This window comes from Pseudomonas sp. MF08817, from assembly GCF_059862705.1.
The window spans coordinates 82,703-97,901 of the sequence record NZ_JCBCUY010000006.1; the positions used below are offsets into that span (position 1 = coordinate 82,703).

10 protein-coding genes are annotated in these 15,199 nt (G+C 63.7%); 6 read left to right on the forward strand and 4 right to left on the reverse strand.

Annotation, left to right across the window (positions count from 1 at the left end; genetic code table 11):
• Positions 1-63 precede the first annotated feature (63 nt).
• Together smc and AC19YR_RS05560 are read right to left on the reverse strand one after the other, a co-directional pair.
• Complete coding sequence (gene smc / locus AC19YR_RS05555; protein ID WP_500597492.1) at positions 64-3,552, reverse strand: chromosome segregation protein SMC; 3,489 nt, start codon at positions 3,550-3,552, stop codon at positions 64-66.
• 2 nt (positions 3,553-3,554) lie between these two features.
• Positions 3,555-4,214: a GntR family transcriptional regulator gene (locus AC19YR_RS05560; RefSeq protein WP_095107594.1), complete on the reverse strand. Its 660-nt coding sequence runs from the start codon at positions 4,212-4,214 to the stop codon at positions 3,555-3,557.
• A 333-nt stretch (positions 4,215-4,547) separates the two neighbouring features.
• Between AC19YR_RS05560 and xdhA the strand changes: the two genes are divergently transcribed.
• The 4 genes from xdhA to guaD all read left to right on the forward strand — a co-directional run bounded on the left by xdhA (position 4,548) and on the right by guaD (position 10,685).
• The gene (gene xdhA / locus AC19YR_RS05565; RefSeq protein WP_500597493.1) at positions 4,548-6,002 is read left to right on the forward strand and encodes a xanthine dehydrogenase small subunit; all 1,455 of its coding nucleotides are present in this window, start codon (positions 4,548-4,550) and stop codon (positions 6,000-6,002) included.
• A complete protein-coding gene (xdhB, locus tag AC19YR_RS05570) occupies positions 5,995-8,406 on the forward strand; it encodes a xanthine dehydrogenase molybdopterin binding subunit (protein ID WP_500597495.1) in 2,412 nt (803 codons plus the stop codon). Before xdhA ends, xdhB begins: the two co-directional genes overlap by 8 nt.
• A 124-nt stretch (positions 8,407-8,530) precedes the next feature.
• The gene (gene xdhC, locus AC19YR_RS05575) at positions 8,531-9,373 is read left to right on the forward strand and encodes a xanthine dehydrogenase accessory protein XdhC (protein ID WP_500597497.1); all 843 of its coding nucleotides are present in this window, start codon (positions 8,531-8,533) and stop codon (positions 9,371-9,373) included.
• A gap of 7 nt (positions 9,374-9,380) precedes the next feature.
• Complete coding sequence (gene guaD, locus AC19YR_RS05580) at positions 9,381-10,685, forward strand: guanine deaminase (RefSeq protein WP_500597499.1); 1,305 nt, start codon at positions 9,381-9,383, stop codon at positions 10,683-10,685.
• A gap of 141 nt (positions 10,686-10,826) precedes the next feature.
• On the opposite strand, the gene AC19YR_RS05585 is transcribed toward guaD, so the two are convergent.
• The gene (locus AC19YR_RS05585; protein WP_095107589.1) at positions 10,827-11,591 is read right to left on the reverse strand and encodes a GntR family transcriptional regulator; all 765 of its coding nucleotides are present in this window, start codon (positions 11,589-11,591) and stop codon (positions 10,827-10,829) included.
• Between the two features lie 231 nt (positions 11,592-11,822).
• On the opposite strand from AC19YR_RS05585, the gene AC19YR_RS05590 reads away from it, so the two are divergent.
• A complete protein-coding gene (locus tag AC19YR_RS05590) occupies positions 11,823-13,013 on the forward strand; it encodes a benzoate/H(+) symporter BenE family transporter (RefSeq protein WP_500597501.1) in 1,191 nt (396 codons plus the stop codon).
• A 58-nt stretch (positions 13,014-13,071) separates the two neighbouring features.
• Here the strand turns inward: AC19YR_RS05590 and AC19YR_RS05595 are convergent, their stop codons facing one another.
• The gene (locus AC19YR_RS05595; RefSeq protein ID WP_095107587.1) at positions 13,072-13,416 is read right to left on the reverse strand and encodes a YggL family protein; all 345 of its coding nucleotides are present in this window, start codon (positions 13,414-13,416) and stop codon (positions 13,072-13,074) included.
• 235 nt (positions 13,417-13,651) lie between these two features.
• On the opposite strand from AC19YR_RS05595, the gene dacB reads away from it, so the two are divergent.
• The gene (gene dacB / locus AC19YR_RS05600; protein ID WP_095107586.1) at positions 13,652-15,109 is read left to right on the forward strand and encodes a D-alanyl-D-alanine carboxypeptidase/D-alanyl-D-alanine endopeptidase; all 1,458 of its coding nucleotides are present in this window, start codon (positions 13,652-13,654) and stop codon (positions 15,107-15,109) included.
• The last annotated feature ends 90 nt before the right edge of the window (positions 15,110-15,199 follow it).

Here is a 15,199-nt window from a genome sequence, read left to right on the forward strand (position 1 = left end):
AAACCCTACAAACCACAAGCCAACTACCTACCCGCTTGCAGCATGCCACTTACAACTTGCCGCCTAACTTTCCACCATAGCCATCGCTTCTTCGACGTCCACCGCCACAAGCCTTGAACAGCCTGGCTCATGCATGGTCACCCCCATCAACTGATCGGCCATTTCCATGGCGATCTTGTTGTGGGTGATGTAGATGAACTGCACGGTCTGCGACATCTCTTTGACCAACCGGGCGTAGCGTCCAACGTTAGCGTCATCCAGCGGTGCGTCAACTTCGTCGAGCATGCAGAACGGCGCCGGGTTCAACTTGAAGATGGCAAATACCAGCGCCAGGGCCGTCAGGGCTTTCTCTCCGCCGGAGAGCAAATGAATGGTGCTGTTCTTCTTGCCCGGTGGGCGCGCCATGATCGTTACCCCTGTATCGAGTAGATCTTCGCCCGTCAGTTCCAAATAAGCGCTGCCGCCACCGAAAACTTTTGGAAAGAGTGCCTGTAGCCCACCATTGATCTGGTCGAACGTGTCCTTGAAGCGGTTGCGGGTTTCCTTGTCGATCTTGCGGATCACGTTTTCCAAAGTGTCGAGGGCTTCCACCAAGTCGGCATTCTGGGCATCCAGATAACGCTTGCGCTCCGATTGCTGCTGGTATTCGTCGATGGCCGCGAGGTTGATCGCCCCCAGCCGCTGGATACGCGCCGCGATGCGTTCCAACTCTTCTTCGGCCTCTTTCTCGTTTGCTTGAGCGGCCAATGTGGCCAATACGCCATGGAGGTCGTAACCATCTTCCAATAACTGGTCTTGCAGGGCCGCGCGCCGCACGGTCAAGGCCTGCCACTCCATGCGTTGCTGTTCCAGTTGGCTGCGGATCAACTGTGACTGCTGCTCGGCCTGGCTGCGGCGTTTCTCGGCGTCGCGCAACTCGCGGTCGGCATCTTCCAGGGCAATTTGCGCGGTCTTGAGTTCGACGTCCACGGTCATGCGTTTGTCGAGCAACTCTTCGAGTTTGAGGCGCAATTCTTCCAGCGGCGCCTCGCCCTCTTCCAGGTTGAGGCTCAGCTGTTCGCGCTTCTCGCTCAGGCGTTCTGATTGCAGCTCCAGGCGTTCCAGGGCCTGGCGCGTGGAGTCGTGCTGCGCCTTGAGCGAACCCAGGCGTACCGCCAATTGATGGGCGTGATCCTTATGGCTGCGGGACTCCTGGCGCACACGGTCAAGGCGCTCGCGCAGGCTGTCGCGCTGGGCCAACAGCAGTTCGCGCTGCTCGGTGTCCAGGGCCATGCTGTCGAGGGCCTCTTGCAACTGCAAGCGCGCTTCGCCGACCTGCTCGTGCTCCAGGGCGCGCTGTTCGCCCAACTCCGTCAGTTCCTCGTCGAGGCGGCTGCGGCGCAGGGTCAACTGCTCAGCTTTGGCCTTGCCGGCGGAGAGCTGGGCCTTCAATTCGCCTTGCTGGCGTGCTTCGTCCTGCAACAAGCGGCGCAGGTGTTCGCGGCCGTTTTCCTGTTGGCGCTGTTGGGCGCGCAGGGTTTGCAACTGGGTCTCGAGGCTTTCGACCAGGGCTTCGCGTTCTTCGCGTTCCTCCCCCAGACGCTGGATTTCCTGGCCCCGGGCCAGCACCCCGCTTTCGGCTTCGCTGGCGCGGCGCACCCGCAAAAAGTGCCGGCCGACCCAATAACCGTCACGGCTGATGAGGCTTTCGCCCGCCGCCAGTTGGCCGCGCAGCGCCAGGGCCTGGTCCAGGCTTTCCACCGGCCGCACCTGGCCCAGCCACGGCGACAGATCGGCCCGTGCCTCGACTTTGTCCAGCAGGCTGCCCGGCACCCGCACGCCGTCGCGGGCGGGGCTGAGCAGGCGCAAATCGCCCTGCTGGAACCCCGCCAGGTCGACCCCGGCAAAATCGTCCACCAACACCGCTTGCAGGTCGGCGCCGAGCACGGTTTCCACCGCCAGCTCCCAGCCTGCTTCCACGCTCAGGCCTTCGGCCAGGCGCGGGCGCTCGGCCAGCCCTTGCTCACGCAACCACTGCGCGGTGCCGGTGCCTGGGTCAAGCGCCGCTTGCTGCAAGGCTTCCAGGGAAGCCAAGCGGCCGTTGAGGCGCTGCAACTCGCCCTGGGCCTGCTGCTGGCTCTGGCTGGCGCGCTGCAAGTCCTGGCGCAGTTGTTCCAGGCGTTCGACCTGGGCTTCTTCGCTGGCCTGCAAATCTTCGAGGGTGGCTTCGCTGGCGGCCAGTTGTTCGTTGAGTTCGAGGATCGCTGCATCTTCCGGGTCGGCCGCCAGCAAGGCGCGTTCTTCGCTCAAGCGGCGCTGCCGGTCGGCCAGGCGCTCCATGCTGGTTTCCAACTGCTGGATGCGCGATTGCTGAACCTGGGCCTGGCGCTGCGGCTCGGCGCTGCGCAGGTTGAAGCTGTCCCATTGCTCTTGCCAGCCATGCATGGTGGCTTCGGATTCTTCCAGGGCCGCGGCAGCCTCCTCGGCGGCGGCGCTGGTGACTTCCTGCTCCGGGGTGAGCAAACCCAGCTCTTCGCCCAGGGTCAGCAGCAAGGTGCGGTCGTGGCCCAGGTGCGACTCGGTTTCCAGGCGTGCGCGCTCGGCTTCCTTGAGATCGTCCTGCAATTGGCGCAAGCGTTGCTGGCCGTGCTGGATGCTCTGCTCGACGCGGGCAATGTCGCCGCCTACGGAATAGAAGCGGCCCTGCACCAAGTTGAAGCGCTCGGACAGTTCATGGTGCCCGTCGCGCAGGCGCTCGATGCTCGCGTCCGCGTTGCGCTGCTCGGCCACCAGCGCCTCGAAGCTGACTTCCTGGTTACCAATGATCGCCTCGCGCTGCCCCACTTGCTCGTTCAGCGCCTGCCAGCGCAGGGCCGAGAGTTGCGCCTTGAGCTGGCGCTCCTCGCCCTTGTATTCCTGGTACTTCTCGGCAGCCTGGGCCTGGCGGTGCAGGCGTTCGAGCTGGCGTTCCAGCTCTTCGCGCAGGTCGGTCAGGCGCGCCAGGTTTTCGTGGGTACGGCGGATACGGTTTTCGGTTTCGCGGCGCCGCTCCTTGTATTTGGAGATGCCCGCCGCTTCTTCGATGAAATTGCGCAAATCCTCGGGTTTGGCTTCGATCAGCTTGGAGATCATGCCCTGCTCGATGATCGAGTAGCTGCGCGGCCCCAGGCCAGTGCCGAGGAAGATATCGGTGATGTCGCGGCGCCGGCACTTGGTGCCGTTGAGGAAGTAGCTGTTCTGGCTGTCGCGGGTCACTTTGCGGCGGATGGAGATTTCCGCGTAGGCCGCGTACTCGCCCACCAGGGTGGCGTCGGAGTTGTCGAACACCAGCTCGATGCTGGCCTGGCTCACAGGTTTGCGGCTGGTGGAGCCGTTGAAGATGACGTCGGTCATCGACTCGCCGCGCAGGTTCTTCGCCGAACTCTCGCCCATCACCCAGCGCACGGCATCGATGATGTTCGACTTGCCGCAGCCATTAGGCCCGACGACCGCGGCCATGTTACTGGGGAAGTTCACCGTCGTCGGGTCGACGAACGACTTGAACCCCGCCAACTTGATGCACTTGAGCCGCACGCTTAGGCATCCGCCAACGCAGAGAGCATCAGGTTGCAACTGCGCTGGGCGTAGGCCGAGAGCACGATACGGATGTGCGGCAGGTCACGGGCCATGACGGCGCCCAGCAGTTGCTCGAACAGTTCCAGATACTCGCTCATCTCCGACTTGCGCTGCTCCAGGGCCAGGAAATACGCGCGGCTCATGGCCGGTTGCAGGTTTTCCACGGTCTCTTGCAGGTACGGGTTGTTGGCGAACGGATAGGCGGCGCGCATCACGCTGAAACTGTCGTCGACAAAGGTGCGGATGTCCTGGCGCTCATAGCTGGCGGTCAGGCGCTGCTGGATTTGCAAAAACGGCGCCAGGTCCGCCTGCACCAGCCAACCGCTGGCCACGGCGTTGCCCAACAGGATGTACAGCTCGCTCATCAACGTACACAGGCTTTGCAGCTTGTGGGCGGTGAGTTCGGTCACGTGGGCGCCGCGTCGCGGCAGGATGGCGATCAGGTGGCGGCGCTCCAGGATCAGCAGGGCTTCGCGGACCGAACCGCGGCTGACATTAAGCGCCAGCGTGACCTTCTGTTCCTGGATCCGCTCCCCCGGCTTGAGGTCCCCGCGAATGATGCGTTCGGCGAGGTGGTGAGCAATTTGCTCGGCGAGGCTGTCCGGCGCCTTGAACGTCATGGTTTTCCTTCGAAATCTTCGATCAGTACAAGCGGCGCAGTGTAGCGCAATTGCCGTTGATGGCGCAGGGCCCGCACGGCGCAATTGGCATGAAATACGCAGCGTAATACCTGAAAACCTACCGTGGCCGCCATCAACCTCCTGGGCGATACCCAGAAGCCGCGAAAAACCGTTGCGCGCCAGCAACCACGGGGATCTGGACCATACTTTCAAGGTTGCGCAACCGCATTTCCTGACCCTTAGGTCAGAAAAGAATTGACCGAAAAGTCAGACATGACTAGATTCGGCCCAACCAGCGGTTAACAACAATAAAACGAGTCTGCGAGGCCTTCCGTGATCCAGTTTTTACTCAACCAGGAACTCCGCCGTGAGCACGCCCTGGACCCCAACCTGACCGTGCTCGATTACCTGCGCGAACACTTGGGCAAATCCGGTACCAAAGAAGGCTGCGCCAGCGGCGATTGCGGCGCGTGCACAGTGGTGGTGGGCGAGCTGCACACCCAGGCCGATGGCCGCGAGCGGATCCGCTATCGCAGCCTCAACTCGTGCCTGACGTTCGTTTCGTCCCTGCACGGCAAACAGCTCATCAGCGTCGAAGACCTCAAGCACCAGGGCCAGTTGCACAGCGTCCAGCAAGCCATGGTCGATTGCCACGGCTCGCAGTGCGGCTTCTGCACGCCGGGCTTTGTGATGTCGCTGTTCGCCCTGCAAAAAAACAGCTGCGCGCCCGACCGCCACCAGGCCCACGAAGCCCTGGCCGGCAACCTGTGCCGCTGCACCGGGTATCGGCCGATCCTCGCGGCCGCCGAGCAGGCCTGTTGCGCCCGGCAGCCCGATCAGTTCGACGCGCAAGAAGCCCAGACCATCGCCCGCCTCAAGGCCATCGCGCCCACCGAAACCGGCGAGCTCAACTGCGGCGACAAACGTTGCCTGGTGCCCCTGACCGTTGCCGACCTGGCCGACCTCTACGACGCCTACCCGCAAGCGCGCCTGCTGGCCGGCGGCACCGACCTGGCCCTGGAAGTGACGCAGTTGCACCGCACCCTGGCGGTAATGATCTACGTCGGCAACATCGCCGAGCTCAAGCGCATCGAAGACTTCGATGATCGCCTGGAAATCGGCGCCGCCACCGCCCTCTCCGACTGCTACGCGGCTCTCAAGGCCCAGTACCCGGACTTCGGCGAACTGCTGCAACGCTTTGCCTCGCTGCAAATCCGCAACCAGGGCACCCTGGGCGGCAACATCGGCAACGCCTCGCCCATCGGCGACTCGCCGCCCCTGCTGATCGCCCTCGGCGCGCAGATCGTTCTGTGCAAGGGCAACACCCGGCGCACCCTGGCGCTGGAGGATTACTTCATCGACTACCGCGTCACCGCCCGCCAGGACAGCGAGTTCATCGAGAAGATCATCGTGCCCAAGGCCAGCGCCGCCCAGGCGTTCCGCGCCTACAAGGTGTCCAAGCGCCTGGACGACGACATCTCGGCGGTGTGCGGCGCGTTCAACCTGCGCATCGAACAGGGTGTGGTGGCCGAGGCCCGCGTCGCCTTCGGCGGCATGGCGGCCACCCCGAAACGGGCCACAGCCTGCGAGGCGGCGCTGCGGGGCGCGACCTGGAACGCCGCTACCGTGGAGAAGGCCTGTGCAGCCCTGGGCGAGGATTTCACCCCGCTCTCGGATTTTCGCGCCAGCAAGGAGTACCGCCTGCTCAGCGCGCAAAACCTACTGCGCAAGTACTTCATCGAACTGCAAACACCGCACATCGAAACCCGGGTGACCGCTTATGTCTAACCATCACGCAGTGGAAAAAACCCAGGCCGAACTGGCCGAGCTGTTCGCCCAGGACCTGACCACAGGCGTAGGCCGCAGCGTCAAGCACGACAGCGCGGCCAAGCACGTCAGCGGCGAAGCGCAGTACATCGACGATCGCCTGGAATTCCCCAACCAGTTGCACCTCTATGCACGGCTGTCGGACCGCGCCCATGCTCGCATCCTGAGCATCGACACGGCGCCGTGCTACGCCATCGAGGGCGTGCGCATCGTCATCACCCACCAGGACATTCCTGGCCTCAAGGACATCGGCCCGCTGTTGCCGGGCGATCCGTTGCTGGCCATCGATGACGTGCAGTTCGTCGGCCAACCGGTACTCGCGGTGGCTGCCCACAACCTCGACACCGCACGCCGCGCCGCCATGGCGGCGATCATCGAATACGAAGACCTGGAGCCAGTGCTGGACGTAGTCGAGGCCCTGCGCAAGCGCCATTTCGTCCTCGACAGCCACACCCACCAACGCGGCGACTCGGCCACGGCCCTGGCCGGCGCCGAGCACCGCATCCAGGGCAACCTGCACATCGGCGGGCAGGAACACTTCTACCTGGAGACGCAGATTTCCTCGGTGATGCCCACCGAAGACGGCGGCATGATCGTCTACTGCTCCACCCAGAACCCCACCGAGGTGCAGAAACTGGTGGCCGAGGTGCTGGATGTGCCGATGAACCACATCGTCGTCGATATGCGCCGCATGGGCGGTGGCTTTGGCGGCAAGGAAACCCAGGCCGCCAGCCCCGCGTGCCTGTGCGCGGTGGTCGCGCGCCTGACCGGCCAACCGACAAAAATGCGCCTGCCACGGGTCGAAGACATGCTCATGACCGGCAAGCGCCACCCCTTCTATATCGAGTACGACGTGGGCTTTGACAGCCGCGGGCGCCTGCACGGTATAGCCCTGGAGCTGGCCGGCAACTGCGGTTGCTCGCCGGACCTGTCGGCCTCGATTGTCGACCGCGCCATGTTCCACGCCGACAACGCCTACTACCTGGGCGACGCCACCATCAACGGCCACCGTTGCAAGACCAACACCGCCTCCAACACCGCGTACCGCGGCTTCGGCGGCCCCCAGGGCATGGTCGCCATCGAGGAAGTGATGGACGCCATCGCCCGGCACCTGGGCCTCGACCCATTGGCGGTGCGCAAGGCCAACTACTACGGCAAAACCGAGCGCAACGTCACCCACTACTACCAAACCGTCGAGCACAACATGCTCGAGGAGATGACCGAGCAACTGGAAGACAGTAGCCAGTACGCCGAGCGCCGCGAAACCATCCGCCGCTACAACGCCCACAGTCCGATCCTGAAAAAAGGCCTGGCGCTGACGCCGGTGAAGTTCGGCATTTCCTTCACCGCCAGTTTCCTCAACCAGGCCGGTGCCTTGATCCACATCTACACCGACGGCAGCATCCACCTCAACCACGGCGGCACTGAGATGGGCCAGGGCCTGAACATCAAGGTCGCGCAGGTGGTGGCCGAGGTGTTCCAGGTGGAAACCGACCGGGTGCAGATCACCGCCACCAACACCGACAAGGTGCCCAACACCTCGCCCACCGCCGCCTCCAGCGGCGCCGACCTCAACGGCAAGGCCGCGCAGAACGCCGCCCAAATCATCAAGCAACGCCTGGTGGAGTTCGCCGCGCGCAAGTACGCGGTCAGCGAAGAAGACGTGCAGTTCCACAATGGCCACGTGCGGGTGCGCGACCACATCCTGAGCTTCGAGGCCCTGGTGCAGCAGGCGTATTTCGCCCAGGTGTCGTTGTCGAGCACCGGGTTCTACAAAACCCCGAAGATCTACTACGACCGCAGCCAGGCGCGCGGCCGGCCGTTCTACTACTTCGCCTACGGCGCGGCGTGCTGCGAGGTGATCGTCGACACCCTGACCGGCGAGTACAAAATGCTGCGCACCGACATCCTCCACGACGTCGGCGCCTCGCTGAACCCGGCTATCGACATCGGCCAAGTCGAGGGCGGCTTCATCCAGGGCATGGGTTGGCTGACCATGGAAGAGCTGGTGTGGAACGCCAAGGGCAAGCTGATGACCAGCGGCCCGGCCAGCTACAAGATCCCGGCCGTGGCCGACATGCCTCTGGATTTGCGCGTGCACCTGGTGGAAAACCGCAAAAACCCGGAAGACACCGTGTTCCACTCCAAAGCCGTGGGCGAGCCGCCGTTCATGCTCGGCATCGCGGCCTGGTGCGCCATCAAGGACGCCGTGGCCAGCCTGGGCGACTACAAACAGCAACCGAAGATCGACGCCCCGGCCACCCCGGAGCGGGTGTTGTGGGGCTGCGAGCAGATGCGCCGGTTGCCGGTAGCGCCAGCGGTGGCGGTGGCGGTGGCGGCTGAAGGTGAGCGGGCTTCGCTTTAGCACCGGGGGCTGCCATCGCGGGCGGGCCCGCTCCCACAGTGTTTTGTGGTGCCCACGCAAATCCTGTGGGAGCGGGCCTGCCCGCGATGAGGCCACAACAGACAACAACGATGCCGAGGTGAACATGTACAACTGGATCAGCGCCCTCGCCGACCTGCAACACCAAGGCGAGCCCTGCGTGTTGGTGACCATCATCGAAGAACTAGGCTCCACGCCGCGCAATGCCGGCTCGAAAATGGTCGTCAGTGCCACCCAGAGCTTCGACACCATCGGTGGCGGGCACCTGGAATTCAAGGCCCTGCACATCGCCCGCGACATGCTCACCAGCGGCAAGCAGGGCACCCACCTGGAGCGCTTCAGCCTCGGCGCCAGCCTGGGCCAGTGCTGCGGCGGCGTCACCGTGTTGCTGTTCGAGCCCATGGGCCAGGTGCAAGCGCAAATCGCCGTGTTCGGCGCCGGCCATGTCGGCCGCGCCCTGGTGCCGCTGCTGGCGAGCCTGCCGTGCCGGGTACGCTGGATCGATTCGCGCGAGCAGGAATTCCCCGCGCTGATCCCTGCCGGCGTGCGTAAAATCGTCGCCGAAGAACCGCTGGACGAAATCGACCACCTGCCCGCCGGCAGCTACTGCATCGTCATGACCCACAACCATCAGTTGGACCTGGAACTCACCGCCGCCCTGCTCAAGCGCAACGACTTCACCTACTTCGGCCTGATCGGCTCCAAGACCAAACGGGTCAAGTTCGAGCATCGCCTGCGTGAGCGCGGTTTCGACACCAGCACCTTGCAGCGCATGCGCTGCCCGATGGGCATCGGCGAAGTCAAAGGCAAATTGCCTGTGGAAATCGCCATCTCCATCGCCGGCGAAATCATCGCCACCTATAACGCCAGTTTCGGCCAGCACACCGAGCGCGCCGAACCCATCGCCAAACTGCTGCCGGCCTCGCGCCGCAGCCAAGCCAGCCATTGAGACGACCATGCCTTCGACCCGCAAAGCCTACCGCGCCGCCCTCCTGCACAGCATCGCCGACCCCGCCCAGGTGGGGGTAGAGGCCTCCTACGAGTACTTCGAGGACGGCTTGCTGGTGATCGAAAACGGCCAAATCAGCGCCATCGGCGCGGCCAGCGACCTGTTGCCGGGCCTGAGCGCCGAGGTGCACGTCCAGCACTACCCCGACGCGCTGATTACCCCCGGCCTGATCGACACCCACATCCACCTGCCGCAAACCGGCATGGTCGGCGCCTACGGCGAACAACTGCTGGACTGGCTCAACACCTACACCTTCCCGTGCGAGAGCCAGTTCGCCGACAAGGCCCACGCCGATGAAGTGGCGGATATTTTCATCAAGGAACTGCTGCGCAACGGCACCACCACCGCCCTGGTGTTCGCCAGCGTGCACCCGCAATCGGTGAACTCGTTCTTCGAAGCCGCCGAGCAACTGGACCTGCGCATGATCGCCGGCAAGGTGATGATGGACCGCAACGCCCCGGACTACCTGACCGACACCCCGGAGTCGGGCTACGCCGACAGCAAGGCGCTGATCGAGCGCTGGCACGGCAAGGGCCGCTTGCATTACGCCGTCACCCCGCGTTTCGCCCCCACCAGCACCCCGGAACAACTGACCCTGGCCGGCAAACTGCTGGGCGAGTACCCCGACCTCTACATGCAGACCCACATCAGCGAAAACCTGCAAGAGATCGCGTGGGTCAAGGAACTGTTCCCCGAGCGCAAGGGTTACCTGGACGTCTACGACCATTACCAGTTACTCGGCGAGCGTTCGGTGTTCGCCCACGGCGTGCATCTGTGCGACGACGAATGCGCGCGCCTGGCCGAGACCGGCTCGGCGGTGGCCTTCTGCCCGACCTCGAACTTCTTCCTCGGCAGCGGCCTGTTCAACCTACCCATGGCCGAGAAGCACAACCTCAACGTCGGCCTGGGCACAGACGTGGGCGGCGGCACCAGTTTCTCCCTGCTGCACACCCTCAACGAGGCTTACAAGGTCATGCAGTTGCAGGGCGCGCGCCTGAGCCCATTCAAGTCGCTGTACCTGGCCACCCTGGGCGGCGCTCGGGCCCTGCGCCTGGAAGACAAGATCGGCACCCTGCAACCGGGCACCGACGCCGACTTCCTGGTGCTCGACTACAACGCCACGCCGCTGCTCAGCTACCGCCTCAAACAGTCGAAGAACATCGCCGAAACGCTGTTCGTGCTGATGACCCTGGGAGATGACCGCACCGTACTGCAAACCTATGCAGCGGGCAGACTGGTGCATCAGCGCTAGGTTCTGCGGGCAAAAAAATCCCCCGCGACGCTGAGTGGCGGGGGATTTTTTTGTGGCCAGGGAGATAGCTATCACCCCCACAAGGAATTCACCGAACTCTGTGGGAGCGAGCCTGCTCGCGATGGCCGCACCTGGGTCTATCTACAGCTTGGCGCTCGGCCGCCCCGGTTTCTTGGTTTGCAGCAAGTGCGAGAACACCGCATGCAGGTCATCCGAGGCGCTTTCTTCGTCGAGGTTGAGCTTGCTGTCGATGTGATCCATGTGATGCATCATCAGGCTCACCGCCAGCGTTTCGTCCCGGGCCTCGATGGCGTCAATCAATTGGGTGTGCTCGTCATAGGAGCAGTGCGAGCGGTTGCCGCTTTCGTACTGGGCGATGATGAGCGAGGTCTGCGACACCAGGCTGCGCTGGAAGCTGATAAGCGGCGTGTTCTTGGCCGCCTCGGCCAGTTTCAGGTGGAACTCCCCCGACAGGCGAATACCCGCGCCCCGGTCGCCCCGCGAGAAACTGTCACGCTCGTCGTTGACCATCTGGCGCAACTCGGCCAGTTCCTCGGCCGTGGCGTGCTGCACCGCCAGCTCGGTGATGGCCCGCTCCACCAGGCGCCGGGCGAAGAACACCTGGCGCGCCTCTTCCACACTGGGGCTGGCCACTACCGCGCCACGGTTGGGCCGCAGCAGCACCACCCCTTCATGGGCCAGGCGCGACAGGGCGCGACGGATGATGGTGCGGCTGACCCCGAAAATCTCCCCCAGCGCCTCTTCGCTCAACTTAGTCCCGGGCGCCAGGCGTTGTTCGAGGATGGCCTCGAAGATATGCGCATAGACGATGTCGTCCTGGGTTCCGCTGCGCCCGGCTTTGCCTGCGCGCGGTTGTTTCTTGAGGGGCTGCAACTGTTCGTTCATGGGCACTCGGATCGGGAGAACGGCGGGGGCAAGGACGTTGACTGTAATACGCCACGGTGGGTCGCTGGCAAGTATCGGCTGAAAAACAGCGCACATTGTACACAACCGATAGTGGCAACACGACTGTACGGTCGTTTGCGAACCCGGCTGTATCGCAATAGCCATCGGCGTTTACGTTTAGGCTTGCGTCCTTCCCGCTGCACTTTTTCCCCGGCACAAGGACACCGCGCCATGACTGACGCCACCCACACCAAGCTGCGCCCCCTGGCGGACACTTCCCCCTCGGCCATCGTCGCCGGGTTTATCGCGATGATGACCGGCTACACCAGTTCCCTGGTGCTGATGTTCCAGGCCGGCCAAGCGGCGGGCCTGACCAGCGGGCAAATTTCCTCGTGGATCTGGGCGATTTCCATCGGCATGGCCGTGTGCTCCATCGGCCTGTCGCTGCGTTACCGCACGCCCATCACCATCGCCTGGTCCACCCCCGGCGCGGCGCTGTTGATTACCAGCCTGGGCGGGGTGAGTTACGGCGAAGCCATCGGCGCCTACATCACCTGTGCGGTGCTGGTAACAATCTGCGGCCTGACCGGCAGCTTCGAGCGCCTGGTCAAGCGCATTCCGGCGTCCCTGGCCGCGGCCTTGCTGGCGGGCATCCTGTTCAAGATCGGCAGCGAGATTTTCGTCGCCGCCCAACACCGCACGGCCCTGGTGCTGGGGATGTTCTTCACCTACCTGGTGGTCAAGCGCTTGTCGCCGCGGTACGCGGTGCTGGCGGCGCTGCTGGTCGGCACCGCGCTGTCGGGGTTCATGGGGCTGTTGGACTTCAGCGGTTTTCAGCTGGAATTGGCGACGCCGGTGTGGACCACGCCGCACTTCTCCCTGGCCGCAACCATCAGCATCGGCATTCCGCTGTTCGTGGTGGCCATGACCTCACAGAACATGCCCGGCGTCGCGGTGCTGCGGGCCGACGGCTACAACGTCCCGGCCTCGCCGCTGATTACCGCCACCGGCGTCGCGTCCTTGCTGTTGGCACCTTTCGGCTCCCACGGGATCAACCTGGCGGCCATCAGCGCAGCGATCTGCACCGGGCCCCACGCCCATGAAGACCACAACAAGCGCTACACGGCGGCGGTCTGGTGCGGCGTGTTCTACGGCATTGCCGGGGTGTTCGGGGCAACGCTGGCCGCGCTCTTCGCCGCGCTGCCCAAGGAGCTGGTGCTGTCGATTGCTGCGCTGGCGCTGTTCGGCTCCATCATCAATGGCTTAAGCATCGCCATGAGCGAAACCAAGGAGCGGGAAGCGGCGCTGATTACCTTTATGGTCACCGCGTCGGGGTTGACGCTGTTTTCCGTCGGTTCGGCGTTCTGGGGGATTGTCGCGGGGGTGTTGACGCTGGTGATTCTCAATGGGCGCAAGGCCTGAACACTTTCTGCAACCCATAAAAAAACGGCGACCCTGGGGTCGCCGTTTTTCTTGAACATCAGGCTACCGGGTTGATCGGCTTTTCCGGGTACCAGACGTCCAGCAGCGGGCTGACTTCAGCGCTGTTGAGCTCGGTGCGCGCCTTGAGCCAGGCTTCGACGGCAGCGCGTTGCTCTTCGCTGACCGAACCACGCTTCTGCAGGCACACCAGACCGTAGTCGTCGCCGCCTACATAGCCCAGGCCGTTGGCTTCCATGGCTTCTTTGAGGAATGCATCGAGGAAAGCGTCAATAGCCTCTTCGGCCAAATCTTCCTTGAAATCCAGGTTCAGCTCGAAACCCAGCTCTTGAAATTCATCAACGCACAGTTTTTTGCGCAGACGCTGGGAACGGTTAGTCGCCATTGGAACAATCCTCATAAGTAATAACGGGCGGCACTTTAGCAGCTTAAGGCCACGATTGCCCGCCTCTCTCGGGACCGCGCCCGACCATCGGTAAAAAAAGAGCGCCGCGACCCTGCCGCGTAGGGCACAACGCGCTATACCTTGGGGCATAATGCCGGCACTTTCGTAACCACTGAGGGATTTTGTCTACACGCCCTCGTTATTTTTTCCCCTCGGCTGTAGGGTTTTATTTCCGATGATTAAGTCTTTTCGTCCATTGTTGCTTGCCAGTTTCCTCCTGCCCCTGGCGCTCGCCCATGCAGCCCCCGTCAACACCAGCCTGTCACCCAAGGTTCAACAAGCCCTCAAAACCAGCAAACTGCAGGACAACGCCCTGTCGCTGGTAATGATCCCGCTCAACGGCCCGGGCACGCCGACCGTGTACAACGCCGATGTCTCGGTCAACCCAGCCTCCACCATGAAACTGGTGACCACCTACGCGGCCCTGGAAATGCTCGGGCCCAACTACCAGTGGAAAACCGAGTTCTACACCGACGGCACCCTGAGCGGCGGCATCCTGCACGGCAACCTGTACCTCAAGGGCGGCGGCGACCCCAAGCTGAACATGGAAAAACTCTGGCTGCTGATGCGCGACCTGCGGGCCAATGGCGTGCAGCAAGTCACCGGCGACCTGGTGCTGGACCGCAATTTCTTCGTGCCGCCGCAATTGCCGCAGTTCAACGATGACGGCAACGACGAGAACAAACCGTTCCTGGTCAAGCCCGACTCCCTGTTGGTCAACCTCAAGGCCCTGCGCTTCGTGGCCCGCAACGATGGCGGCAAGGTGCTGGTTTCGGTCGAGCCGCCAATTGCCAGTATCCGCGTCGACAACCAGGTCAAGGCTGTCAACACCAAGCAATGCTCGGGCGAGGTGCGTTACAACCCGGTCACCCAGGCCAACGGCACGGTGACCGTCACGGTCAACGGCCAGTTGAGCGATGGTTGCAGCTCCCAGACCTACCTGTCGTTGCTCGACCACGCCACCTACACCGCTGGCGCCGTGCGCGCGATCTGGCAGGAACTGGGCGGCAGCATCCAGGGCAAGGACCGCCTCGGCGCAGTGCCCAAGGACGCCAAGGTGCTGGCCCGGGCGTTCTCCCCGGACCTGGCCGAAGTGATCCGCGACATCAACAAATACAGCAACAACACCATGGCCCAGCAGTTGTTCCTGAGCCTGGGCGCGCGCTACCGCAACGAGGCCGACGGCGACGACGCCAAGGCCGCCCAACGTGTGGTGCGCCAGTGGCTGGCGAAAAAAGGCATCACCGCGCCGCACCTGGTGATGGAGAACGGCTCGGGGTTATCGCGGGCCGAGCGTGTCAGTGCACGGGAAATGGCGACCTTGCTGCAAGCGGCATGGAGGAGCCCGTACTCGGCGGAGTTCGTCAGTTCGATGCCAATTGCCGGCATGGACGGCACCATGCGCAAGCGCCTCAAACGCACCGCCGTCAGCGGCGAAGCCCACATCAAGACCGGCACCCTGAACACCGTGCGTGCCATCGCCGGTTACAGCCGCGATAACAACGGCAATACCTGGGCCGTGGTGGCGATTCTCAACGACCCGAAACCCTGGGGCGCGGCCTCGGTGCTGGACCAGGTCCTGTTGGACCTGTACCGCCAACCCAAACTCGCCGCCACCGCCTCCGCCCTATAAGCGGCCGTAAAAATCGGTGGGGCGCGGCACTGCTGGAGGAGCGCCGCGCATCCTAGCGCGGGCGAGCCCGCTTGCTGCACCAGGGCAGTG

What these genes read in the sequence shown, in the direction of transcription:
- xdhC (WP_500597497.1), top strand. Translation starts at nt 8,531, where the DNA reads ATGTACAACTGGATCAGCGCCCTCGCCGACCTGCAACACCAAGGCGAG.
- AC19YR_RS05595 (WP_095107587.1), bottom strand. Translation starts at nt 13,416, where the DNA reads ATGGCGACTAACCGTTCCCAGCGTCTGCGCAAAAAACTGTGCGTTGAT.
- AC19YR_RS05560 (WP_095107594.1), bottom strand. Translation starts at nt 4,214, where the DNA reads ATGACGTTCAAGGCGCCGGACAGCCTCGCCGAGCAAATTGCTCACCAC.
- xdhB (WP_500597495.1), top strand. Translation starts at nt 5,995, where the DNA reads ATGTCTAACCATCACGCAGTGGAAAAAACCCAGGCCGAACTGGCCGAG.
- guaD (WP_500597499.1), top strand. Translation starts at nt 9,381, where the DNA reads ATGCCTTCGACCCGCAAAGCCTACCGCGCCGCCCTCCTGCACAGCATC.
- dacB (WP_095107586.1), top strand. Translation starts at nt 13,652, where the DNA reads ATGATTAAGTCTTTTCGTCCATTGTTGCTTGCCAGTTTCCTCCTGCCC.
- AC19YR_RS05590 (WP_500597501.1), top strand. Translation starts at nt 11,823, where the DNA reads ATGACTGACGCCACCCACACCAAGCTGCGCCCCCTGGCGGACACTTCC.
- AC19YR_RS05585 (WP_095107589.1), bottom strand. Translation starts at nt 11,591, where the DNA reads ATGAACGAACAGTTGCAGCCCCTCAAGAAACAACCGCGCGCAGGCAAA.